General features: G+C 57.0%; 18 protein-coding genes. 11 read left to right on the forward strand and 7 right to left on the reverse strand.

Features of this window, described 5'->3' with window-relative positions; translation table 11 throughout:
- Positions 1–50 precede the first annotated feature (50 nt).
- The 5 genes from CDH48_RS02010 to CDH48_RS02030 all read right to left on the reverse strand — a co-directional run bounded on the left by CDH48_RS02010 (position 51) and on the right by CDH48_RS02030 (position 7,097).
- The gene (locus tag CDH48_RS02010; protein WP_100687018.1) at positions 51–869 is read right to left on the reverse strand and encodes an enoyl-CoA hydratase/isomerase family protein; all 819 of its coding nucleotides are present in this window, start codon (positions 867–869) and stop codon (positions 51–53) included.
- Positions 870–1,022: 153 nt separating this feature from the next.
- A complete protein-coding gene (gene atuD, locus CDH48_RS02015) occupies positions 1,023–2,183 on the reverse strand; it encodes a citronellyl-CoA dehydrogenase (RefSeq protein WP_100687019.1) in 1,161 nt (386 codons plus the stop codon).
- A gap of 474 nt (positions 2,184–2,657) precedes the next feature.
- Complete coding sequence (locus CDH48_RS02020) at positions 2,658–4,274, reverse strand: acyl-CoA carboxylase subunit beta (RefSeq protein WP_100687020.1); 1,617 nt, start codon at positions 4,272–4,274, stop codon at positions 2,658–2,660.
- A gap of 9 nt (positions 4,275–4,283) precedes the next feature.
- A complete protein-coding gene (locus CDH48_RS02025) occupies positions 4,284–5,150 on the reverse strand; it encodes an SDR family oxidoreductase (RefSeq protein ID WP_100687021.1) in 867 nt (288 codons plus the stop codon).
- A gap of 150 nt (positions 5,151–5,300) precedes the next feature.
- Entirely contained in the window at positions 5,301–7,097 is a 1,797-nt protein-coding gene (locus tag CDH48_RS02030; RefSeq protein WP_100687022.1) for an acyclic terpene utilization AtuA family protein, read from the reverse strand.
- A gap of 156 nt (positions 7,098–7,253) precedes the next feature.
- On the opposite strand from CDH48_RS02030, the gene CDH48_RS02035 reads away from it, so the two are divergent.
- The 7 genes from CDH48_RS02035 (at position 7,254) to parE (ending at position 17,765) form a co-directional block, all read left to right on the forward strand.
- Complete coding sequence (locus CDH48_RS02035) at positions 7,254–7,874, forward strand: TetR/AcrR family transcriptional regulator (RefSeq protein ID WP_227520888.1); 621 nt, start codon at positions 7,254–7,256, stop codon at positions 7,872–7,874.
- A 328-nt stretch (positions 7,875–8,202) separates the two neighbouring features.
- Positions 8,203–9,213 (forward strand): hypothetical protein, encoded by a 1,011-nt coding sequence (locus CDH48_RS02040; protein ID WP_379923178.1) that lies wholly within the window; start codon positions 8,203–8,205, stop codon positions 9,211–9,213.
- A gap of 75 nt (positions 9,214–9,288) precedes the next feature.
- Complete coding sequence (locus tag CDH48_RS02045) at positions 9,289–10,299, forward strand: putative solute-binding protein (protein ID WP_100687025.1); 1,011 nt, start codon at positions 9,289–9,291, stop codon at positions 10,297–10,299.
- 15 nt (positions 10,300–10,314) lie between these two features.
- Positions 10,315–12,366: a TRAP transporter large permease subunit gene (locus tag CDH48_RS02050; protein WP_100687026.1), complete on the forward strand. Its 2,052-nt coding sequence runs from the start codon at positions 10,315–10,317 to the stop codon at positions 12,364–12,366.
- Positions 12,367–12,474: 108 nt separating this feature from the next.
- Positions 12,475–15,240, forward strand: a complete 2,766-nt coding sequence (locus CDH48_RS02055; RefSeq protein WP_157807787.1) for a S8 family serine peptidase — start codon at positions 12,475–12,477, stop codon at positions 15,238–15,240.
- A gap of 20 nt (positions 15,241–15,260) precedes the next feature.
- A complete protein-coding gene (locus CDH48_RS02060; protein WP_157807788.1) occupies positions 15,261–15,755 on the forward strand; it encodes a protease complex subunit PrcB family protein in 495 nt (164 codons plus the stop codon).
- A gap of 114 nt (positions 15,756–15,869) precedes the next feature.
- Positions 15,870–17,765: a DNA topoisomerase IV subunit B gene (parE, locus tag CDH48_RS02065; protein ID WP_100687029.1), complete on the forward strand. Its 1,896-nt coding sequence runs from the start codon at positions 15,870–15,872 to the stop codon at positions 17,763–17,765.
- A 76-nt stretch (positions 17,766–17,841) separates the two neighbouring features.
- Here the strand turns inward: parE and CDH48_RS02070 are convergent, their stop codons facing one another.
- Entirely contained in the window at positions 17,842–19,137 is a 1,296-nt protein-coding gene (locus CDH48_RS02070; protein WP_227520889.1) for an EAL domain-containing protein, read from the reverse strand.
- Positions 19,138–19,699: 562 nt separating this feature from the next.
- Here CDH48_RS02070 and CDH48_RS02075 point away from each other — a divergent pair.
- Both CDH48_RS02075 and CDH48_RS02080 read left to right on the forward strand, forming a co-directional pair.
- Positions 19,700–20,260: a cytochrome b gene (locus tag CDH48_RS02075; protein WP_100687030.1), complete on the forward strand. Its 561-nt coding sequence runs from the start codon at positions 19,700–19,702 to the stop codon at positions 20,258–20,260.
- Positions 20,261–20,331: 71 nt separating this feature from the next.
- Positions 20,332–20,913: a YceI family protein gene (locus tag CDH48_RS02080; protein ID WP_100687209.1), complete on the forward strand. Its 582-nt coding sequence runs from the start codon at positions 20,332–20,334 to the stop codon at positions 20,911–20,913.
- Between the two features lie 134 nt (positions 20,914–21,047).
- On the opposite strand, the gene CDH48_RS02085 is transcribed toward CDH48_RS02080, so the two are convergent.
- Positions 21,048–21,311, reverse strand: a complete 264-nt coding sequence (locus tag CDH48_RS02085) for a hypothetical protein (RefSeq protein WP_100687031.1) — start codon at positions 21,309–21,311, stop codon at positions 21,048–21,050.
- 282 nt (positions 21,312–21,593) lie between these two features.
- On the opposite strand from CDH48_RS02085, the gene parC reads away from it, so the two are divergent.
- The gene (gene parC, locus CDH48_RS02090) at positions 21,594–23,888 is read left to right on the forward strand and encodes a DNA topoisomerase IV subunit A (protein WP_100687032.1); all 2,295 of its coding nucleotides are present in this window, start codon (positions 21,594–21,596) and stop codon (positions 23,886–23,888) included.
- Complete coding sequence (gene serB, locus CDH48_RS02095; RefSeq protein ID WP_100687033.1) at positions 23,881–25,113, forward strand: phosphoserine phosphatase SerB; 1,233 nt, start codon at positions 23,881–23,883, stop codon at positions 25,111–25,113. The genes parC and serB overlap by 8 nt, the downstream gene beginning before the upstream one ends.
- Positions 25,114–25,130: the final 17 nt, after the last annotated feature.

Raw genomic sequence — 25,130 nt, forward strand, 5'->3', positions numbered from 1 at the left:
GCCGCCGACATTTCCTGAATACGCCCTCGCCGCCCCTCACTCCCTCTAACTTATTTCGTGTCTGCCCAAGCCGGGGCACGTTTCTGCATGAACGCCATGGTGCCCTCGGTGCCTTCGTTGCCTTTAACCGCAGCAGCAAACATTTCGGCGGCGCTGTCGAGTAGCCCACTCATGGATTCGTGGCCAACCCGATGCAGCAGGGCTTTGGTTTCTGCTGTAGCGTTTGGCGCACAGTGGCGAACGCGTTCCAGGGCATGGGCCAGCATGTCGTCAAGCTCCACATCTGATTTTGCCGCCTGATGAACAATGCCCAGAGAACAGGCTTCTTCCGCTCCAATCCTCAAACCGAGCAACGCAAGCCGGCGGGCCTGGGTCAGGCCTATGCGTTCAACCACAAACGGAGCGATCTGGGCCGGGATGATGCCGAGGGAGGTTTCCGGCATACCGAATTTGGCGGTTGGCCCGGCGATGGCAACGTCGGATACGCAGGCCAGGCCAAAGCCGCCGCCCATGACGGCGCCTTCTGTGATGGCGATGACGACTTTGGAGGATTCGTTCACTTGCTGGATCATGTGCCCGAAGGCGCGGTTGAGGCGGTAGAGCGGGTCAGTCTCGCCTTCACCGGTTTTCTGGTTGCGGGCGCCGGCCATGTCTTTGATGTCGCCGCCGGCACAGAAGTGGCCGCCCGAGCCGCGAATTACCACGGCGCGTATGCTGGGATCAGATTCCACTTCGGTAAAGATCGTGGACAGCTCCGCCACCATCTGCAGGCTCATGGCATTGCGGGAGTCCGGCCGGTTGATGGTGATGTGCAGGGCTGGCCCCTGTTTTTCCAGAAGCAGTGTTTCGCAATGAGGCAAGGTTTCCATCTGTAGACTCCACGAACATTGTTTTGGGCCGTTAGCCCGGTTGAACTCTTCAGGACCGTTGAGGGCCAGGGATGGCCCGATCGAGCCCTACAGGGACGTACTCGCGGGCGTGTCCTGAAGAGTTCAACCGGGCTAACGGTCTGGCGCCGACCTTCAGTCTTTGCGCTTGCCCGGCAAGGTTCCCATCAGCTTGCAGATAATCCCCAGCATGATTTCATCGGCGCCGCCGCCAATAGAGACCAGCCGGACATCACGGTAAGCGCGGGATGCGGGGTTGTCCCACATAAAGCCGTTGCCGCCCCAGTATTGCAGGCAGCTATCCGTAACTTCGCGGCCCAGGCGGCCGGCTTTCAGCTTGGCCATGGAGGCAAGTTTGGTAACATCCTTGCCTTCAATGTGCAGTTCGCAGGCCTGATAGGTCAGGGCACGCAGGGCTTCTACTTCCGTCTGCAGTTCGGCCAGGCGGAAGTGAATAACCTGATTGTCGATCAGCGGTACGCCAAAGGTCTTGCGCTCGCGGCAATACTCAATGGTCTGGTCGATGCAGTTTTCCAGCGCTTTGATCACGTTAGCAGCGCCCCACAGGCGCTCTTCCTGAAACTGCAGCATCTGCATCATGAAGCCGGTGCCCTCTGCGCCGATGCGGTAGCGCTGGGGGACGCGCACGTCGTCAAAGAAAATCTGGGCAGTTTCGGACGAGCGCATGCCCAGCTTGTTCAGATGCGGGCTGAAGGTAATGCCCGGGGAGTTCATGGGTACCACAATCAGTGATTTGTTCTTGTGCGGCTTGTCGTCACTGGTATTGGCCAGCAGGCAGATAAAATCGGCCTTGGGGCTGTTGGTGATCCACATTTTGGAGCCGTTGATGATGTAGTCATCTCCGTCTTTTCTGGCGGTGGTTTTCAGGCCTGCCACATCAGAACCGGCACCTACTTCGCTCACACCAATGCAGCCCACCATGTCGCCAGCAATAGCCGGTGCAAGGAAGGTACGTTTCAGTTCGTCGGAACCGAAGCGGGATATCGCGGGGGTGCACATGTCGGTTTGCACGCCAATGGCCAGAGGCACACCACCACAGTGAGCCATGCCCAGTTCTTCTGCAGCGACGAGGTTGTAACTGTAATCCAGCCCCATGCCGCCATATTCCTCGGGTTTCTGAATGCCCAGCAAACCAAGGTTGCCCAGTTTCTTGAATAACTCATGAATGGGGAATTCGCCTGCTTCTTCCCATTCGTCGCAATGGGGGTTAATTTCTTTCTGCACGAAATCTCGGACGGTTTTTCTCAGGGCTTCGTGTTCGGCTGTGAATTTCACTTTTTGTTCTCCTCAGGTCGTTCGTGCCTGTTTGCTCTGGTGTTCGTTGTCTAGCTTGGCGGGCGGGTGTGTGGGGCCGGTTTCAGAAAACCGCTACGAGCACATCCATGTGCGCTTGTTTCGGGCCATCCATGGCCCTCTACATTTTCTGAAACCGGCCCCACACTCCCGCCATGTCTGCAAATGTGCTGCTACTTGCTGAAATTCTTTTTTCTATGGTGGCTCTTTACTGTGATAAGCCCCATCCGTGTTCTTAAACTGATATTCGCTCCCGGCATAAAATCGTGTATTGCTGAGTGGCTGTGCGAACTTGGCTGAACCGTTTGGGGACGCCGTCCAAAAATGTTGGAGGCCAAGGATGGCCGGAAACAAGCGCACATGGATGTGCTCGTAGCGGTTTTTGGACGGCGTCCCCAAATGGTTCCACCCCCCAAACCTGCCAGCCATGAAGCACAGATCCCTAATGCGCCGGAATCAAAGCCGGGCCACGCCAAACGTATTGGGCCGCAACTGGCGGATCTCGGCTTCGCGGCATACGTCGAGAACCAGAGCGACAACGCGCCGGGTATCTCGCGGGTCGATCAGGCCGTCGTCCCAAAGTCGGGCTGTGCCGAACAAGGCTGTAGAACCTTCCTCCAGTTTCTTGGCGGTTGCCTGCTCCAGAAACTCCAGGGTTTTCGGATCAGGCTCCATGCCGCTGCGGCGCTGCTTGTCCTCCGCCACTATGCGCATCACCTTGCCGGCCTGGGCCGGGCCCATGACGGCGGTCCGGCTGTTGGGCCAGGCAAAGATGAATCTCGGGTCAAGGCCGCGACCACACATGGCGTAGTTACCGGCACCATAGGAACCACCAATCACGATTGCGATCTTCGGAACCCGGCAATTGGCAACCGCCTGAATCATTTTCGACCCGTGTTTGATGATGCCATTCTGCTCCGAGTGCGTTCCCACCATGAACCCCGTGGTGTTATGCAGGAACAACAGGGGCGTACCCGCCTGGTCGCAGAGCTGGATAAACTGGGCAGCTTTCGTGCTCCCGGCCGGAGTGATCGGGCCGTTGTTGCCGATGATGCCCACGGAATGTCCTTCAATCCGGATGGTGCCGCACACGGTCTGGTCGTCGAACTCGTTCTTGAAGTCCAAGAACCTGGAGCCATCCGCAATGCGCGCCAGAATCTCGCGCACGTCGTAAGGCTTTTTGGAATCGGACGGGATTACACCCAAAAGTTCGTCTGCCGGATAGAGAGGCTCGTCCCACTTCAATTCACGTTGCGGTGGAAGCTGTTCGTTCCAGGGCAAGGCTTCCAGAATGTTTCTGGCCTGGCGGATGCCATCGGCGTCGTCTTCGGCCAGGTATTCGGCGGTGCCGGCGACCTGTGCGTGCATTTCTGCGCCACCGAGTTCCTCGTCATCAGCTATTTCACCGGTGGCTGCTTTCAGCAGTGGCGGGCCGGCCAGGAACATTTTGGCTTTGCCCCTGACGGCAATTACGTAATCAGAAAGCCCTGGCTGATACGCGCCACCCGCAGTGGCATTGCCGTGTACCACGGTAACCTGTGGTAACCCGGCTGCCGACATGCGCGCCTGATTGGCGAAACCGCGGGCGCCCTGCACAAAAATGTCAGTGGCGTAGTTCAGGTTGGCGCCACCGCTTTCAGAGAGGGACACAACCGGCAATTTGTTCTCTTTGGCGATCTGTTGCAGGCGCAGGGTTTTATCCAGGCCCGCAGGCGTAATCGTTCCGCCTTTGATGGCGCTGTTACTGGCAACAATCAGGCAGCGGATGCCACTGACGGTTCCAATACCGGCGATGATGTTGCCACCCGCCATGCTGCCGTCTTTGTCATCATGCATCTTGTATCCGGCCAATGAGCACAGTTCCAGGAACGGCGTGCCACGATCCAGCAGACGGTTGATGCGATCCCGGGGCAGAAGCTTTCCGCGCCTGGTGAACTTCTCCCGCGCGGCTTCTGCCAGGTCGAGCACCTTCTGTTCCACATCCCGGAAGGTCTTTATATGCGCGATCATGGCCTCGGTGTTGGCACGGAACTCGTCGGATTGCGGATTGACGCTGGTTTCCAGTGTTTGCATAAAAATTCCTCAATCCTCGCTGAGTACTTTTGGAGTAACTGCCCGGTGAAAGCCGTTATATGGCTCGTTATTTTTGGCCTTGGGTAGCGGCCATACCCGCCCGCCTTGAGAGGCAGCGCCGTCAATACGCAGGCAATCACCGTTTACAAAGGAAGCCCCCGGGCTTAGCAAGAAGCAGATGGCGGAGCTGACTTCCGATTCCGTGCCCATGCGCTTGATGGGTACGTTATCGCCGAGGCTGCGAATCCACTGCTTCATGTGTTCGGGGTAGTTGTCCATGCCGCTGGACGCAATCCAACCCGGCGCGACCGCGTTTACACGAACGCCGGAGGCACCCCATTCCACCGCCGCTGTCTGGGTAAAATTCACCATGCCGGCTCTTGCCGCACCCGAGTGCCCCATACCGGGCATGCCGCCCCACATGTCCGCCACAATGTTTACGATGGCGCCACCGGTTTTTGACAGTGCCTGGGTGTAGGCCTCTCTCGCCATCAGAAAGCCGCCGGTGAGGTTGGTGCGTACCACGGTTTCCCAGCCTTTCTGGTTGATTCCAGCCAGGGGAGATGGGAACTGGCCGCCGGCATTATTGACCAGGCCGTTCAACCCGCCATGCTCTGCAATAATCGCTTTCACGGTGGCCTTTACTGAGTCTTCTTCACGGATATCACACACGTGTGCCGAGGCGATGCCACCGTCTTCAAGGATTTCAGCCTTTACGGCCTCAACCTTTTCGACTTTACGGCCGACCAATGCAACCCGGGCGCCGAGGGATGCGAGTTCGTGAGCGGTACAGCGACCGATGCCGGAGCCGCCACCGGTGACGATAAAGGTCTGCCCCTTAAATAAATCAGGGCGAAAAACAGATTGATAACTCATAACTTGAAAACCTTCTCTAATGTTCGGGCGCTCAGGCAGGGAGGGGGCTCCAGGACTGTGAGCAGCAGGGATGCTGCGACCAAGCCTACATGGACGTATTCACGGCGTGTCCTGGAGCCCCCTCCCTGCCTGAGCGCATGCACCATAACTTCAAGAACGAGCCAGCCTGGAAGGCACCGGCACCGGAAACTCCAGTAACTGCTGGGCAAACGCCTTGCCTTGCGGATCAATACGCAGGCTGGCAACGCCACCGCCGCCCAGGCTGTGTTCCAGCAGGAAATTGAAAGCATGGAACCCGGGCAGCGTCCAGCGGGTAACCTTGCCGGTTTCCGGGTTCAGTGTATGGGCCATCCAGTCGGCAACGGCTTCTTCGGTTAATGCAGCAGCAATGAACGGAACGAACTCCGGCTTACGTGCAATAACGCCAATGTTGCTGTGGTCGCCCTTGTCACCGCTGCGGGCCCAGGCCAGATCAATCAGGGGAACGGTGGTATCGGTTACTGATGCACCTTCGATAGCGGGTTGATCCTTGATCTGGCCAGGCAGGAAGCCTCCTGCCGAATCAACAGCAACCGGTGTTACCTGGCCGCTCAGATCAACCGATACAGCAACCTCGCTCTTGGGCACCAGGCACGAATAAAGCCGGATCTTGGGCCAGACGGCTGGCCGGCCACCCACAATGCCCGTCAAACCCGGTGCCATGCCGGTTGCCGCCTGAGCGATCTCCCGGGAGAACAACACCAAGGCCGCTTTTTTGGTGTGGGCCGCACTGATTTTGACGACGATTTCCCGGCTGTCTTGGCCGCGACCATGCTTGCCATAGGTGGTTTCAGTACCCAGCAGTTCGACACTGGTTTCCGTGTAGTCGGGTAAGCCGCGTTCCTGGAACAGCCGCGATGTTTTGGTAAGGATGGCGTCGGCCACGGCCTGGGCCTTCTTCCGCGCATCCATGCCCGCAAGCAGGAAAGTTGCGGTGCACTTGAAACCATCCGGCCAGGTGCCGGAAACCTTGTAGCTGTCGGTTGGCGGCAGGCCCCGCGCGCCGCGAACCGTTACACAGTCTGGCCCGCTTTCTTCCAGTTTCACATCGGTAAAATCGCAGGTTACATCCGGCAGGAAATAGGCCCGGGGATCTCCGATTTCGTAGACCAGCTGCTCAGCAACGGTGCCACGGCTTACCTTGCCGCCGGTACCTTCCGGCTTGGTGATTACAAAATCCCCGTCTGCGCTGACTTCGGCAATGGGGAAACCCATATCGGCAAAGCCCTCGGCAACATCTTCCCAGTCCGTGAAGTTACCGCCGGTGGATTGTGCACCGCACTCCAGCAGGTGGCCGGCAAGGCTACCCTGGGCCAGTTTGTGGTAGTCCTTCCAGTCCCAGCCGAATTCGTGCACCAGAGGGGCAAGAATCAAGGCACTGTCTACCACTCTGCCGGTCAGAACTATGTCGGCGCCCTGATCCAGTGCTGCCACCAAACCCGGTGCGCCAAGATAGGCGTTCAGGCTGACCATCATGGCTGGCATCGGCTCGCCGGTGGCTATTTCGGTGGTGCCGGCTTTGCTCAGGGCCTGCTTTTTCGGCAGCAGGTCATCCCCGAGTACCAGGGCAATTTTCATGTCTACGCCGGCTTTTTCGCACAGTGCCTGCAACGCATCGCGGCAGGCTAACGGATTCACACCACCGGCATTGCTAAGCACGCGAATCCCTTTTGCTTTAATGTCGGCAAGCAGCGGGCCCATTACGGTTTCAACAAAATCCCGGGCGTAGCCCTGGCTGGGGTCTTTCATCTTCTGGCCAGCCATGATCGACATGGTGACTTCGGCCAGGTAGTCGGAGACCAGATAGTCGATATCACCTCTATGAACCAGCTGTGCGGCGGCCGTTTCGGTGTCACCCCAGAAAGCGGAGGAACAGCCTATGCGAATGGTTTTCGGGGAGTCAGCCATGTTTGTGCGTCCTGTTACTGGATTGGCCCGGGCGTTACGCCTGGTGGCAGGCCATATGTTAGTCCATGGGGTAAACCATACCAAGCAAGCGCTTGGTTTGTAAACAGGTAATTTTCAGGTAGAATGCCGTTTCTTCTACCGCAGCTGGATTTGCCCGTGAATCAAGACAAAATTCTTCAGTCACTCATTGCCGACAATCTGGTTTCAGATCCGGAAAGTGCTCGTGGTCGGCTGCTTCGGGAAGCGGCGCGGCTATTCCGCGATAAAGGCTATGAGCGAACGACTGTCCGCGATCTGGCGGCAGCCGTGGGTATCCAGTCGGGCAGTCTTTTTCACCACTTCCGCACCAAAGAAGAAATCCTCAAGGCGGTGATGGTTGAAACCATCAGGCTTAATACCGCCGTAATGCAGGCTGCTGTGAATGCGGCAAACACCAACCGGGAGAAGTTGAGAGCGCTGATCAGTGCCGAGCTGGAATCCATTAACGGCCAGACCGGCGAGGCCATGGCAGTACTGGTCTACGAATGGCGTAGCCTGTCTGAAGCCTCCCAGGCCGAAGTGCTGAAGCTTCGGGATCTTTATGAGGCCCTGTGGCTGGATGTCCTTAACGCTTTGAAACGGGATGGTGCTCTGGTTGCCGACCCGTTTATTGTGCGCCGCATGCTGACCGGTGCCTTGAGCTGGACAGTAACCTGGTACAGACCAGAGCGTGGCGGCCTGACCCGGGAGGATCTGACGGATCAGGTGATTGCCATGCTGGGCCTGAGCTCGAAGTGATGAGCAGTCGGGTGGCATGTGTTGCGCACCTGTAATCAGTTCGTAATAAACAGTTTATTGAACTGGCTGAATCTGAAAAAAATCGTAAAGGCATTGTTTTAAATCAAAATAATTTCAAAAAATGCCCTCTTGGCAAAGCCATTGGCCTGATCGGCATGACCGTGACGGCAAACGAGCCATTTTTGTAGGACAGTTTTCAACGCACTCTTGCCTCCGGAATGACAGAACCAACTGCATTTCAGGCTTATAAAAACAAAGCAGAGCAGGGTGACTTATCATGTCCTTATTGGCGATGTATGCACGCCGTCTGGCGGCGGTGCGTGGCAAAATGATTATTCTTGCAGTGGCCGTTTTGTTTGCCGGCTGTTCCGCAAATCCCATTTATAAAACCACCGGGGCTGTGCTCGCAGGTTATTCGGAGGCTGAAGCCACTCCGTATGTCATGCAGATGTCTGATCCCGAAATGGCCTGTGCGCTCGGAGAAGGCATAGATCCCTTGCTCTACTCCTTTTCGCGCATCAACGATGCCCCGGATACAACCGGTTCCCTGTTGATGCTGCTGGCTGCCAATTGCATGGAATACAATGCCTGGGAGGCCGAGCTTGCCTACCTGCGGGCAGATTATGAAGGCAATGTGCCTGCTGCCAAGGATGCCCGCGAGCAAACAAAGCGTTTACATGCGCTGACGGCCGAGCGCCGCCAGATTGCTTTCCGCAGGGCCATGGAAGCCTACGACTTTGATCCCTCCAAAGAACCGCTTGAGTGCCCGTTCCTGTTTACCGAGCAGGATGAAATGACCTTCATGCTCGGCTTGCTGACCGGTATGCAGGCGGTTGTAAACGATGCCAATTCCGGTGCCCGTGCAGGGATACCGCGCAACATCGCACCCCAGGCAGAGCGCGCTGCAACCTGTGTCGACAATGAAAAACTGGGTGGCTTGCCCAACGCTGTCCGTGCCCTGGTCTGGCTGTTATTGCCGGATACCCGCCCGGAACTGTCACCGGATCCCTGGAAAGTGCTCGAAAACAGCTCTGCAAAAGGTGTAGAGGCAGGCATTCGCGCCTCTATGGCGGTGGAAGCCGTCGCTGCCGAAACCTTCGGGCGCCCGGACGTGTTGGCCGACGTGATCCGCCGTTTTGCAGAGGCTGAGGACACCATCGAGGTGTGGGAAGAGTACCGTCTGGTGGACAGTGTAGCCCGTCAGGCCATCCGGTTTTCCTCGGATAAGCACTGGACCGCTCAATACGGTTACCGCACGCCCCAGCGTTTTTTCGGAAAAATGAGTCCGGAGCGCAACACGGAAAACGTTGAAACCATGAGCCTGGATGATCTGCTCTGAATCAGTCATGCCCGCGCCTGTTCGGCGCACCCCCAACGAACTCGGTATAAACACAAGAATCACCCGGAGGTCTTTATGATCCGCAAGTCCATTACTGCTTTGACACTGGCAGCCATTGCCCCCCTGGCGTCGGCCCAAACCGTGAAACTGTGTGTGTTTGATGTGATAGGTGCCAACGGTGACATATACAACATGGTCAAAGACTATGCGCTGGAAATGAAAAACCATGGTGTGGACTTCAAACTCAAGCCTTATACCGACGAAGGCGTGGCCATTGGCGACTTCAATGCCGGCCAGTGTGATGCCGTTGCCGCCACTGACTTGCGTACCCGGCCTTTTAACCGGTTTACCGGAAGTATCAGTGCTGTCGGGGCCATACCCACCTACGATGACCTGAAAACGCTGCTGGCTACCCTGGCTCAACCCAAAGCTGCTGCACTGATGAAGCAGGGCGATTACGAGGTGCTTGGGATTGTGCCCGCGGGCGCCGGCTATCTGTTTGTAAACGATCGCAGTATTGATACGGCGGGGGAGTTGGCCGGAAAGCGGATGGCGACCCTTGATTACCAGGAAGATGCCATCCACATGGTGAATTTTGTAAAGGCAACGGTGGTTCCTTCTGATATCACCAACTTTGCCGGTAAATTCAATAACGGTTCCGTTGACACAGCCTATGCGCCCGCATTCGCGTATGAAGCCCTTGAGCTCTACAAGGGGTTGGGTGACAAGGGCGGGATTGTGGATTACCCGCTGGCGCAGCTCACAATCCAGGTGATTGCCCGCGATGATGTTCTGGATGACGAAACCGCCCAGAAAGCCCGCGAGGTTGCCTGGGATATGTACCCTCAGGCCATGAACCTGATCAACCAGCAGGAAAATGCCATTCCGGCTGACAAGTGGATTCGCATTCCGGAAAAAGACATCCAGGGTTACCAGGAAATGTGCCGTCAGAACCGGCTCGAAATGCGCGACGGTCTTAACGGAGCTCCCGATGTGTATCATCCCAAAATGCTGAGTTTGCTGAGCAAAATCCGTTGTTCAAGTAATCCGTCCGCATCCGAGTGCACCTCGGAAAACCGGGAATAACAGGGCGGATCACCCATGAACTGGCAAGCATTGACGGCTCCGGCCGCGAAAACGCTTTACCCCGTGCACCGGATGCACGGGGCCATTCTGCTGGTGCTGCTGTTTGTTACCTTGCTCCTGGGCATGGGTAACTCGCTCCATTCGCGCCTGCTTTGGGTTGGTGAGCAGGTCTGGCCAAACTACTACCTGCTCAACCCCGATGCCACGGAGCCGTCGTGCCGGCTGGAAATGGATGTAGACGCGGAAGTGCGCAAGCGTATGGATGCTTACCAGCCAGACCCGGATGATCTGTTTGATTCCGCTCCCGATCCTGAGGCTATTCGCGCCTCCCTCAAGCGTAACCTTGCGCTGTGTGCGGAGAAACATGCGGCTTATGAACAGAACCAGAAGCATGCCACACCGGCCCTGGGCGCATTCAAGACGGTCGAGCAGGGATTGGCGTCCTTTTTGCTGGATAACATAGCGCTTACCAAGTATCTGTTCATTGCCATTTTTGCAATGGCCGCTGCGGTGGCAGCTTTTGATACGGATCACATCGCGCTCCGGCTGCCCCGAAACCGGTCAGAGTGGCGCCTGAGCCAGGCGGTGCAGTTCATCGTCAACGGTTTGATGGTGTTTTCGATGAACGCCTACCTTGGGCGGCTGGCCAGTTCGCCCGGCACTGAGTCTACCGTTACGCTCCAGTATGCCTGGACGGCTGTATTCGGCCTGTTTATGGTGATTAACGCGCTGCGTTTCGTGAAAGTTCCAACGCATATGCGGGCTGGCGCGCTGGCGCTGTCCTCGGGCCTGGTCGTGCCGCTGTACTGTAGTATGGGCCTGATTGCCATGAGCTACTTTTTCTTCGCGGACGGCTACGCATCGGGGCTCGCCATTTACTTCGGCATGATGTCCAATCTCTCTTCCATGTTTATCAATATCGGGCTTTATGTGCTGGTGGGTATGGTTCTGAAGCAGACTCGCCTGCCAGAGCTGTTGCTGAACGTCATCAAACCCTACAACCTGCCTGCACCCATGCTGGCCTCGGTCATTATCTTTGCCACCGCCTTCCCGACGGCCTTCACCGGCGCTTCCGGTATTTTCATACTTGCGGTTGGTGGCGTGGTTTATGATGAGTTGCGCAGGGCCGGAGCCGGGCGGCAGCTGGCTCTGGCAACCACCGCTATGTCCGGAAGTCTTGGTGTGGTGCTCAACCCCTGCCTGCTGATTGTGGTGGTTGCGGCTCTGAACAAGGAAGTGACAACCACCGAGATGTACGGCTGGGGCTTCTGGGTGTTTATTATGTCCGCCACGCTGTTCTCGTTGATTGTTTGCAAAACCGAAGGCAACTGGCGGCCGCGCCCGGCTGCGGGTGCTCTGAAGGCATCGTTGCACCAGCTCAAGCCACTGCTCCCTTATGTGGCCGTGGCGGCGGGCGTCATAGTGGCCATCTACGGAGTGCTTGGCCTGTCATTCAATGAATACAGTGCACCCCTGATACTGCCATTGGTAATGCTTGCCCTCGTGTATCTTGATGCTGACAGCAGCAGCCGCGACGATACTGAAACCCGTCTGCAGGCATTCTGGGGCAGGAGTTGCGCCGCTGCCAGCGATTCTGCAGTGCATATCGGAGCCTTGCTGGCTTTGATTGGTTTCTCTATTTGCCTTGGCGGCATTCTGGAGCGCTCCGATATTGTTCAGGCGCTGTTTCCGGAGGATCTCACAAGCCCCTGGATTGCCATGCTGGTGATTGTTGTCATGTTGACGATCATCGGCATGGTGATGGATCCCTTTGGTGCGGTAATCCTGGTGTCTGCCACCATCGCCCAGCCAGCGATTCAGTTGGGCATTGATCCACTGCATTTCTGGATTGTATGCCTGGTGGCATTTGAGCTGGGGTATCTGAGCCCGCCCGTGGCACTGAACCACCTGCTTACGCGCCAGGTCGTGGGGGAGAACGAAGTGCTGGCTGCGGAGCGTGTGGGGTCCTTCTGGCATCGTTACGAGCGTTTGTTGCTGCCCCTTGCGGTGATGGCGCCAACGTTGTTGCTGGTGGCGTTCGTGCCCATGATGTTCTATGCCCTGTAGGGCCGACCTTTGACCCTGAAGGCCGTCTCCGGAGGTTCCCGAGGCGGCTTTTTTGTATCTGCAAAACCGGATTCCTGTGTTTGCGCGCTCCCTGGCATCTGGCGAATAATGGGTAACGTACCTTTGCGCAATGAGTGTCGTACACTTGGCAGTCTGAAAACAGACGGGGGCTTTATACGGATGCCGGCTAACTCACAGGCAACAGCGCTTTTCAGGTATTCCATTGTGGCGGGGCTGCTGGCGGCTCTCTGGGGTTGTGGCGGGAGTTCCGGCGGCGCGGCAGAGCCAGCAAACATAGCGCTCTCGGGCAGTATCGGCATTGAAACCGGAACGCGGGTAGACACAGACGATGCAGGCACCCTGGTGCTGAGTTCATCGCCATTTCCCGGTGTCCAGCTTCTGCCCCAGGAATTCATTCTCGCAGGTTATGTCAGTGCCGTTAGCGGGCGTTACACTGGCGCGGATGGGCTGCCCGGAAATGCTTTCCCGGAAGATCCTGCCGACACCTATTCCATGACCCTGCGCGGGGGGCAAGGCATTTCCCTCCAGCCTTTCTCCGCGAGCAGGAACCCACCCCCGCTGACCCTGTCCCTGTTCAGTGGCGATCGTCTTGTTGCAAGGGATTCCACCGGCAGCCAGGCAGCCCCGGTGCGGATCTCGCTGCCGGATACCGAACCCACGGGCACATATACCCTGAAAATTGAAGCATCCGGTACAGAACCCATGCTCTACATTCTGTCGACATCGGTTACCGGCAGCGCTTTGGCTGCCGGGTTCCAGTGGCCGGATCACGACTTTGCCGAATCCGAAGCCATTGTCATGTTCCGGCAGCAGGCGGGGCAGGCGTCGGTGCGCTCATCTGCGCTGCAGATGGACGTGGAGCCCGAAATGCAGCTGGCTCCGGGTGTCTGGCTGGTGAAGGCTCCACCACAGGCGGCCCGCAGCAGCGCAGTGCAAACAAAGGCATCGACCCTGGAATGGATACGAACACTGAGCAAGCGCCCGGAGGTGGTCTCGGCCACCCCCAATTACACAATGCGCACCATGGCTGCAACGCCGGTGGATGAGCCGCTGTACAACAACCTTACCGTGGGGCAACAGTGGCACTATGAATTGGTGAACGCCCCGATTGCCTGGCAACTGGCCAATGGCGGTGGCGCTGGCGTTACGGTCGCGGTGATGGATACAGGGTTATATGGAGAGCCGGGGAACTGGCACAGCGAGCTGGATGAAAACGTTGTCGATGGCCGGGATTTCGTATCCCAGGCCTTTGATAACGATGGTGATCCGGGCCCTGACAATAATCCTGCGGACCCGGGAAACGCAGTCGGAACCAGTGTTTACCATGGCACCCATGTGGCAGGCACTGTAGCCGCTGCGGTTAACGGTGTCGGTGGCGCCGGTATTGCCTACGGCGCTTCGCTGCGCCCTGTGCGGGTGCTCGGGGAGGGTGGTACCGGCTCATCGGCGGATCTGCTGGCAGCCCTGAACTGGGTTTCCGGCCGGTCTGATGGCGTGGCTCCCCACGCTGATATTGTTAACCTCAGTCTTGGAGGCCTGCCGTTCCAGCAAGAACTCCTGGAGGCCATTGATTACGGAATCCGGCAGGGCATCCTGTATGTGGCTGCGGCAGGCAATTCCGCTTCCACGAGTGCGTCTTATCCTGCTGCTTATGAGAAGGTGTTTTCAGTCAGCGCGGTTGACGGGGCCGGGGTGCTGGCCAGCTACTCGAATTACGGTGACTGGATTGATCTGGCGGCACCGGGCGGGGATGCCAGCCGTGATGGCAACGCCGACGGGCGCAGCGACCTGGTCAGCAGCACCAGTGCCAGCCTGATCAATGGCACACTGAAGGAAACCTATATCGGATTGCAGGGCACCTCCATGGCGGCGCCTCACGTGGCTGGTGTCTTTGCATTGATGAAGAGCCTCAACCCGGGGTTGGATCATGATGGCTTCTACCGGCTTTTATCGGGAGGCGACCTGACCCGGCAGGATTGTGACCGTGACCCTTGCCTCAAAACCCGTGAACTGGGCTGGGGTCTGATAGACGCCGGCAAATCAGTCCTGGCGGCCTCGGCCGGGGTGGTGCCAAACCTGTTGACGTCATCGCCTGCCATCGTGAGCCTGTCGTCGGAAGGGCCGTCTTCTGCGACTGTGAAGCTGAGTGTTTATGGCCGCAGTACCGATGAGGTCAGCATAGAATCCGTGTCGGTAGATGTACCCTGGCTGCGCCTGGACTCGGTGCCGGCTCTCAACGATCCTGGAACAGAGTTTACGATCACTTTAACGCTCATCCCGGGAGAGCTTGATGCTGGTGTATCGGAACGGGCGCCCATCGTGGTGGACTACAGAAGCGACGAGTCCCGCAGGCTTGAAATCCCGGTGATCGGCCAACGGGTAACGGATCTGCAGGCCCGTGACGCAGGCCGGCATTTTGTTTTACTGGTTGACCCCGAACCCGTGGGTGATCTGTACACAACCATTGCCCAGACCAGCGCCGTGGCAGAGAACGGACGGTACCCGTTTACCTTTGTACCTGATGACGGTGTTGAGCCGAAAATGCTCAATGAGGTGCCACCGGGTAACTACATCCTGGTCGCCGGATCGGACCTAGATAACGATGGCCTGATTTGTCATGCTGGTGAAGCCTGTGCGGAATACCCGGTTGCCGGGCTTCGGCAGGAAATCACAATCAGCCCGGGGAAGCCCGTGACGGGTATAGAGATGACAACCAGTTACGCCCGCCCGGAGATATCGGCGGCGACACCCGGCATATTGCCCCGCCCCGGGTTCAGAGGCTACAGGCTGATGCCGGAGCCAGCAGGGCATGGCAGCGGGCCAGCACCTAAACTGATGGGAGCAGAGCGTTGATGGCGCTACGCAGGATAATCATGCGAGGCTCGACGATGGCCTCTTTACTGGCAAGTTTGGCTTTGCTGGCGGGCTGTGCCTCCTCAGGCATTGTGGCAAATGAATCCAGTGCACCTCTTGCGCGCCAGGTTACCCAATCCTCCCACTGCGGGCTGACCGGCCCCGGACTGGCGTATGTTCAAACGGAGGATCGGCTGCAACAGCTGTTGCATTTGCCGGCACAAAATATGGCAGTGCAACAACTGCGGGCGGTGGACCTTGAGCAGGAACACTTGCTGTTCGTGACTCTGGGGGAAAGGCCAACGGGAGGTTACAGTGTGGGACTGGTGTCTGCCGCTGCGGAGGAGGCAGGAAAAACCCTGAGCCTGTCCATGGCTGTGCGCACGCCCGCGCCGGGGACCATGGTTACCCAGGCGCTCACTTCACCCTGTGTGGTGGTGGCCTTTCCCGCCCGGGACTGGTCCGAAATCCGGGTGTCCGGTGTTGGTGAAGGGGATCTGCGGATCAGGCCCTGAAGAGCCTGCCGGGCGCAGATTGGTCACACAGGCGGCAATCAGCCGTTGATCTTTGGCTGTGAATCCCTAAGCTATGGCAACGAATTTTATATCCTGCGGAGTCACTTCCAGTCTATGAACCAGCAACAATACAACGCCGATGCCATTGAAGTACTGAGCGGTCTGGACCCGGTGCGCAAGCGCCCTGGCATGTATACAGATACCAGCCGCCCGAATCACCTGGCTCAGGAAGTGATTGACAACAGCGTGGATGAAGCTCTTGCCGGCCACGCCCGCCGTATTGATGTGGTGTTATACGCAGACGGATCCCTGAGCGTTGAAGACGATGGCCGGGGAATGCCCGTTGATCTGCATAAGGAAGAAGGGCTACCCGGTGTGGAACTGATTCTTACCCGGCTGCACGCCGGCGGCAAGTTTTCCCAGGGCAATTACAACTTCTCGGGCGGGCTTCATGGCGTTGGTGTTTCGGTGGTTAACGCGCTCTCCAAACATCTTGAAGTCACCATAAAGCGTGATGGGCAACTCCATCGCATGACGTTTGCCAATGGCGACAAGGCAACCGATCTGGAAGTGATCGATACCGTTGGCAAACGCAATACCGGCACCCGCCTCAAGTTCACGCCGGATACCAGGTACTTTGACAGCCCCAATTTTTCCGTTAGCCGCCTGCGCCATAACCTGAGGGCCAAAGCTGTTCTGTGCCCGGGTTTGACGGTGACCTTTTTGCAGGAAAAAACCGGCGAGAAGGACGAATGGCTGTATGAAGAGGGCCTTCGGGATTACCTCCGTACCGCACTGGCAGATGTTGAAGCAGTACCCCTGGAGCCATTTACCGGCAGTTTTTCCGGTAACAAGGAAGCGGTTGACTGGGCAATCCAGTGGCTTCCGGACGGTGGTGAATCGGTTATGGAAAGCTACGTTAACCTGATCCCCACGGCCCAGGGTGGCACCCATGTAAACGGGCTGCGAACCGGGTTACTGGAGGCCATGCGGGAATTCTGCGAGTTCCGCAATTTGCTGCCGAGGGGTGTCAAACTGTCGCCGGAGGACATCTGGGAGAAGGCAGCCTATGTGCTGTCGTTCAAAATGCAGGAGCCGCAGTTTTCCGGGCAGACCAAAGAGCGTTTATCCTCACGGGAGGCGGCAGGGTTCATTTCCGGTGTGGTCAAGGATGCTTTCAGTCTTTGGCTGAATCAGCACACCGATGTGGCGGAAGTTCTGGCTGAATTATTTATCAGCAATGCCCAGCGCAGGCTGAAAGCCAGCAAGAAGGTAGCCCGTAAACGGGTAACTTCCGGCCCGGCCTTGCCGGGCAAGCTGGCGGATTGTTCCGGTGGCGATACCGCCCGTTCCGAGTTGTTCCTGGTTGAGGGGGATTCCGCGGGCGGTTCCGCAAAGCAGGCCCGTGATCGGGAGTTTCAGGCGGTCATGCCACTGCGGGGTAAAATACTGAATACCTGGGAAGTGGATTCCGGCGAAATCCTGGCTTCCCAGGAAATTCATGATATTGCCGTGGCCATAGGCGTAGACCCCGGTTCCGACAGACTCGAAGGCCTGCGCTATAACAAGATCTGCATACTCGCCGACGCGGACTCGGACGGCCTGCACATTGCGACCCTGCTGTGCGCCCTTTTCCTCAGGCATTTCCGCCCGGTCGTCGCCGCAGGGCACGTATTTGTTGCCATGCCACCGCTGTACCGTGTAGATCTTGGCAAGGAAACCTTCTACGCGCTCGACGAACACGAGAAGCAGGGGATTCTGGACCGCCTCGAAGCAGAGAAGCGCAAAGGCAAGATTTCGGTCACCCGATTCAAGGGTTTGGGTGAAATGAACCCTTTGCAACTGCGCGAAACCACCATGGCACCGGACACACGCCGCCTGGTTATGCTGACGATCGAGGACGGGGACGATACCGATAGCCGTATGGACATGCTTCTGGGCAAGAAGCGTGCCTCGGACCGGAGATCCTGGCTGGAAGCCTACGGCAATATGGCCGATATTGCTGTCTGAGGAGCCGGCCATTCGCCTGCCAGTGAACGTGTTTAGTGGTCTGGTAGCAGTTGCGGTTACTGCAGGGCGTACGGAGTCAGCCCGGGCTCATGGCCGAGGCGGGCGCGTTAGCCAGGATGTCGCAGCAAAGCACCCGCCGCTCACCCTTGTTGCTGAAACAGAGTGACAGGGTTACGCACATATAGACGCCGGTTACGCACAGGTAGGGGGCTGTAATGTGCAAGGTGTCCGGTTGGGCCAGCGCTTGCCTGAGGTACTGCTGCCGATACCAGTCTGCCTTGGCCGTGCTCTCCAGAGGCTTGAAACGCGGATCCAGATCCCGGGCCCTGGTCTCTGATACGAGCGTATCATCAATCTGAACCCCGTTCTCATCAGCCAGATAGCAGCGGGACACCGTGGGGTGGCTCAGCAGGGTATTACACGCCTGTGCCATCCGCGCACCGGCCTGGAGGCGGGCAATTGCATCCTGGAAATCCTTCCAGAAGAAATCCACCAACTGGCTGGTCGGGTCCCGCGTGATCTGATGACGGGCTTTATAATCCTTCAGCAACTGGTCAAAGTCTGCCGTTGCATTACCAAGCCGGGCCAGGTCGGTGCTGGGCCGGCAAAAATAGAACCCCTGAACAAAGTCGACACCGGCATCAATGGCGATCATGGCCTGGTCGCTGGTTTCCACCCCCTCCAGTAATACCAGGCACCCGGACTGGTGCAGCAGTGAAACAATGCCATTCAGTATCTGTCGTGCCTTGTGATCTTCAGTAGCCCGCGTCAGCAGTTTTCTGTCGAGCTTGACGATGTCGGGTGACAGGTTCCAGATGCGTTCAAAGTTTGAATGCCCGGCGCCGAAGTCATCTATAGCAGTGAGACAGCCCAGCTTGCGGTAATAGGCGACGGTTTCGCGCAGGCGGTCTGCATCGTCGGTTGGCTGTTCAACAATTTCGATAACAATCCGGTGGGGCGGCAGCCTGGTTTGTTTTAACAGGTTTCCAAAAAACGAATCTGCCTGGCTGCCGCTGGTAACAACCCGGGGAGAAACGTTCAGAAACAGCCAGTTGAGCTGGTCCTGTATGCCGCTGTAGTTGCGGATATGCAAATAGCGACACAGCCTGTCCAGCAGGAGGGTTTCCGCATCGGATGCCGGCAGCTCGAAAAGGTGTATTGGCAGAACGTTAGCATCATCCGGATCCAGTGCCCGTATCAGTGCTTCGTAGCCCACCGTGCGTTTGTGGGAAATGCTGTAAATCGGCTGAAAAGCTGTTCTCAGCTTGAGTCCGCGAAAGTTGGCTGTCCAGAATTCGCCATTACTGTGAAGCATGGACGATATCAGATCCACTTCGGGGTCTCTTGGAGTCTCCGGGGTTGCTGGCTGCATAGTGTGTTTTAAATCATCGAACGAATACATCAGGTGCGAGTAGAGGTGCCCCTGAACTGATCACTGATCAAAGTCGGCTGAGAGCTGAAAACGTCAGATTAAACTGATAGTTGGAAGGAGATTGCCAAAAAACGCGAAGCATTACCACTGTTTCATGAACAAACCGGAAACAGTTCGCGGGTTTTGGAGGGTATGCACTGCGGAAAAGAGTGTGGCGGCCCGTTACGACAAGGGCCGCCGGATAATCAGTTATTACTCGGGATTACTACGGATTCGTCGAATTCAAGTTCCATGTCCTGTCCTCTAGTTAAGTCTGGCCCCACCTGGGTAATACAGCATGGTTAAAGCCTATCTGTTTTATATATTTCAACAATCCGTAAAACCCGTATGCGACCAAAGCCAAATCCGGAGGGAGCCTGACAGGGCGCGAGAAGGAATGGCGGATATGACATGGTCAGATTTTTTGATGAAGGGCGGCAAAACATTGCGTTTTTCTTTATGAATGCGGGTCCTTATACTCCGGCTCTTCAGTCACTGACAGCAAAACGAGGTCTCGGCTGTTATGCAAATGAGCAATACCTCCGCCGGTTACGGATTACTGGCGATCGTGATTCACTGGGTTGCTGCTGTGGCAGTTATCGGATTGTTTGCTTTGGGTTTCTGGATGGTGGACTTGTCGTACTACGACGACTGGTATCGCCGCGCTCCGGATATTCATCGCAGCATCGGCGCTTTGCTGTTTGGTTTGATGGCGCTTCGTTTGTTCTGGCGCATTTTTTCAGCATCGCCAAAGCCGATAGCAGGGCACAAGCGTTGGGAGACTCTCAGCGCACATGCCGCCCATGCATTGCTGTATTTTCTGATTTTTGTGGCCACGGTGAGCGGTTTTCTGATCTCAACCGCGGATGGCTCATCAGTGAGTGTGTTTGGCTGGTTTGACGTTCCCTCAGTGACCGGCCAGATAAAAGGCCTTGAAGACATTGCAGGGGTGGTGCACTACTGGAGCACCTGGGCACTGGTTGCACTTGCCGCCGTTCATGCCCTGGGCGCGCTGAAACATCACCTGGTTGACCGCGATGAAACGCTGCGCCGGATACTGGTTCCGGTGCGCAGGAATAAGTGATTTGTATGGCGCCGCCGGTACCCGGTGCGCCTGATTTAAATGATTTCGATGGGATCCAAAAGGAGAATGCTATGAAGAGAATACTGCTGGCTTCGGCTGTTGCCATGGCGGTGACAGGAAGTGTTCAGGCCAATGAACACAGCGGCACCTACGCGTTTGATAAAAAGGACGCCCACCAGTTTATTACGTTCAGGATTTCCCACCTGGGTTACAGCTGGCTCTATGGTCGTTTCAACGATTTTGATGGCCAGTTCGTTTACGATGCTGAAAACCCGGAAAACAGCTCGGTTAGCGTAACCATTGATACATCCAGCCTGGATTCCAACCACGCCGAGCGTGATAAACACCTGCGCGGAAAAGATTTCCTGCATGTAAGTGAATACCCACAAGCGAGCTTCAAAAGTAAGCGGGTAATTGTTGATGACGAAGGCGAGGCGGATATTGTTGGCGACTTCACGCTGCGTGGTGTAACCCGCGAGGTTACTCTGGACGTGGAAATGCTCGGCCACGGTAAGGATCCCTGGGGAGGTTACCGCATGGGATTCGAAGCGGAAACCGAGTTGCGTCTTGAGGACTTCGGGATACCAACGAACCTCGGAAAGGCGTCTGAAACTGTAGAGATCAGTATTTCAGTTGAGGGCATTCGCCAGTAACGTTTTCCAGTGCGGTGATTACAGGCCGCTTCCGGAGTTAGCTCCGGAAGCGGCCTGTAATTGTTTCCGGTTCTTGTGTATACCCGCAAAAAGCCGGGCTGGTCTGATTGCCGGGAAAAGATGAGGTGGGGGCGTCAGGCGTCGGGATGAAGGCCTTGGCGTGGCGGGGTTGCTGCTTCCCGATTGGTGTCGCAGGCGCGACAAAGGCGCCGTTGGCGCCAGAACTGGGCAGCAAAGATAACCAGCCATATCAGCAAGCCTGCACCGAGATAGGCTGCAGAAACCTGGAAGCTCCCACTGATTGCAAATTCCACAAGAAGCATCAGCGCCACGGCTAATGCCGCATTGACCATTGCTGTAGCCATCGCTTGCCAGCAGGCTTTCAAATTGGGTGTCATAGTGGTCCGCTTGTTTGAGAGGAAAACGCTGTTCTACTCGTTAACGACAATGAGCATACGGCGCACCTTACAGTCTCTCCATGCGGGAATTCCGCTATTGGAATTGCGGGTGGCAGGTTCCGAAGGGCAGTTTAACCCAATAAATCCTCAGGTTATTGGTGTATCCGCCCGCCGCTCCATATAATGTCCCACTGCGCCACGCCCGTGATTATCCGGGGTGCAAAAGGCAGCATCGCGAACTCCTTGTAAATTCAGGCAATTCAGGCAATAAAAGAGGCATCCATGCCAGAGTTTCAGACAACGGATGAAGGCTTTGAGCGGGTATCACTCAGGGACTACACGGAAAAAGCCTATCTCGACTACTCCATGTACGTCATTCTTGACCGCGCACTTCCCAATGTCGGGGACGGGCTGAAGCCGGTTCAGCGGCGGATCATCTATGCCATGTCAGAGCTGGGGCTCAAGTCCACCTCCAAGTACAAGAAGTCTGCCCGCACCGTGGGGGATGTTCTCGGCAAGTTTCACCCCCACGGCGACAGTGCCTGCTACGAAGCCATGGTACTTATGGCGCAGCCGTTTTCGTATCGCTACCCGCTTGTCGATGGCCAGGGTAACTGGGGTGCGCCCGACGATCCCAAATCCTTCGCCGCCATGCGTTACACGGAATCGCGGCTGGCGCGTTTCTCTGATGTTCTGCTCACAGAGCTTGGGCAGGGCACCGTAGACTGGGTGCCCAACTTTGATGGCACTATGGATGAACCCTCGGTGCTGCCTGCAAGGCTACCCCATGTGCTGCTTAACGGCACTACCGGTATTGCCGTGGGTATGGCAACGGATATTCCGCCCCATAACGTGCGGGAAGTCACCGCCGCCTGCATCCGGTTGCTGGACGACCCCGACGCAACGGTTGAGCAGTTGTGTGAGCACGTCAAAGGGCCGGATTTCCCGACATACGCAGAAGTCATTACGCCGCGAAAAGATCTGCGTCAGATGTACGAGACCGGTCGGGGTTCGCTGCGCATGCGCGCACGCTGGATTCGGGAAAGTGGCGAAATTGTGGTTACCGACCTGCCGCACCAGGTTTCCGGTAATCGTGTGCTGGAGCAGATTGCGCAGCAGATGCAAACCAAAAAGCTGCCCATGGTGGCAGACCTCCGGGACGAGTCCGACCATGAGAACCCGACCCGGCTGGTGATCGTACCGCGTTCCAACCGCGTTGATCTTGAGGGGCTGATGGCGCATCTGTTTGCCAGCACGGATCTTGAGAAGACCTACCGGGTGAACATCAACGTTATTGGCAATGATGGCCGCCCGGGGGTGAAAGGTCTGCGCCAGATGCTTACGGAATGGCTGGCGTTCCGGCGCACCACCGTGACCCGCCGTTTGCAGCACCGCCTCGATAAGGTACTGGCGCGCCTGCACATTCTGGAAGGCTTGCTGATTGCCTACCTGAATATCGATGAAGTCATCCATATCATCCGCACCGAAGACAAGCCCAAACCGGTGTTGATGGAGCGGTTCGGATTATCTCCGGATCAGGCCGAATCCATCCTTGAGCTGAAGCTGCGCCATCTGGCCAGGCTTGAGGAAATGAAAATCCGTGGTGAGCAGGACGAACTGGCCGCAGAGCGGGACGAACTCCAGGCAATACTCGGCTCCGAAGACCGCTTGCGTGAACTGATCAAGAGTGAACTGCAGGCCGATGCCGAAACCTACGGCGATGATCGTCGTTCGCCGATCGTTGAGCGTGAAGAGGCTCGCGCGTTCAGTGAGAACGATCTGGTGTCCAACGACCCGGTTACCGTGGTTCTGTCGGATAAAGGCTGGGTGCGCGCCGCCAAAGGCCACGATATTGACCCGCTTGGTCTGAACTACAAGGCCGGTGACAGTTTTGCCCTGGCAGCCCACGGTCGTAATAACCAGCAGGCGATCTTTCTCGACTCCACTGGCCGCGCCTACTCGCTGATGGCGCACAGCCTGCCTTCTGCCAGAGGGCAGGGGGAACCTTTGACCGGGCGGATCAACCCGCCCTCCGGTGCCGGCTTTTCCGGCCTGCTGATGGGAGACCCGGCCCGCAAGGCTCTGCTGGTGACCGATGGCGGCTATGGGTTCGTGACATCGCTGGGCGATATGATCAGTAAGAATCGCAACGGCAAAGCGGTGGTCAGTGTGCCGAAAGGGGCAAAGATCATGCAGCCCCTGTTGATTCCGGCGACTGAAAAAGCGCTTTACCTGGCTGCGATTTCCAATGAAGGCAGGATGCTCGTGTTCCCGCTGAATGAACTGCCGGAACTGAGCAAAGGTAAAGGTAACAAGATCATCAGCATCCCCTCTGCGCGGGTTCAGAACCGTGAGGAATATGTGGTTGCCGTGGCTGTCTTCGCAGAGGATGACCAGCTTGAGATACGCGCAGGCAAGCGCAAAATGGGGCTCCAGTTCGCCGATCTCGAGCATTATCTTGGTGAGCGCGGGCGTCGTGGACACAAGCTGCCCCGAGGCCTGCAGCGGGTTGACGCCGTTGATGTTATTCCTTCCGCTGCCCGTTTAAAGGAAGAGGAGAATCCCGACAGTGAGTGAACTTGTTCTGATCAATGTATCCGGGCGCGACAAGCCCGGGCTCACTTCGGAAATTACCGGCATCATGGGGCGGTACGATGTCCGGATTCTCGATATAGGCCAGGCGGTTATCCACGACCATCTAACCTGGGGAATACTGATCGAAATTCCGGATGAATCGAAATCCTCGCCGGTGATCCGTGATCTGCTGTTTCGTTTTCATGCGCTGGATCTGCAGGTCCGGTTTGCGCCCATCACCATCGAAGAATACGAACTCTGGGCTGAAGGCCGTAACCGGGCCTGTTATATCGTTACCCTGCTTTCCCGTGACATCAAGGCCGAACAGATTGCCCGGGTATCGGCGATTACCGCCCGTCATGGATTGAACATTGACAATATTTCCAGGCTGTCTGCCAGGCCATCGCTCAACACATCCAGTGATGGTATTGCCTGCGTGGAATTTTCAGTGCGGGGTACGCCATCGGACCTCGAACAGCTGAGAGCTGATTTTCTGCATATAGCGGGCGAGATGAATGTGGATATTGCGTTTCAGGAGGATTCCATTTTCCGCCGGAACCGCCGCCTGGTGGTTTTCGATATGGATTCCACCCTTATTGAAGCGGAGGTGATTGATGAACTGGCCCGGGAAGCCGGTGTTGGTGACCAGGTCGCGGAGATTACCGAGCGCGCCATGCAGGGAGAGCTGGATTTCAGCCAGAGTTTTGCCGAGCGGCTTGCACTGCTTAAAGGGCTGGATGAGTCTGTGCTTGAAAGCGTCGCCAGCCGGCTGAAGATGACAGAGGGCGCGGAACGCCTGATCCGGATCCTTAAGGCGCTGGGCTACCGTACCGCCATTCTCTCCGGTGGTTTCACGTATTTTGCGCGGCACCTTCAGAACAGGCTGGGTATTGATTATATTTATGCGAACGAGCTGGAAATACGTGATGGCAAGGTGACTGGCGAGGTTTCCGGCCAGATTGTAGATGGTAAACGCAAGGCGGAACTGCTGCTGGAGATTGCGGAGAAGGAGCACATAGCCCGTGAGCAGGTGATTGCTGTAGGTGATGGCGCCAATGACCTGCCAATGCTGAGCCAGGCGGGCCTGGGCGTTGCGTTCCGTGCAAAGCCCCTGGTCAAGGAGTCTGCCCGCCATGCCATTTCCACGCTTGGCCTGGATGCCATTCTGTATCTGATTGGTTTTCGCGAAAGTGAAACCAATCAGGGGTTGAAAAGCGCCGGTTTCTGAGCCCGCGTTTCCGTCCC

The organism is Marinobacter aromaticivorans (assembly GCF_002806975.1).
Classification (GTDB): domain Bacteria; phylum Pseudomonadota; class Gammaproteobacteria; order Pseudomonadales; family Oleiphilaceae; genus Marinobacter; species Marinobacter aromaticivorans.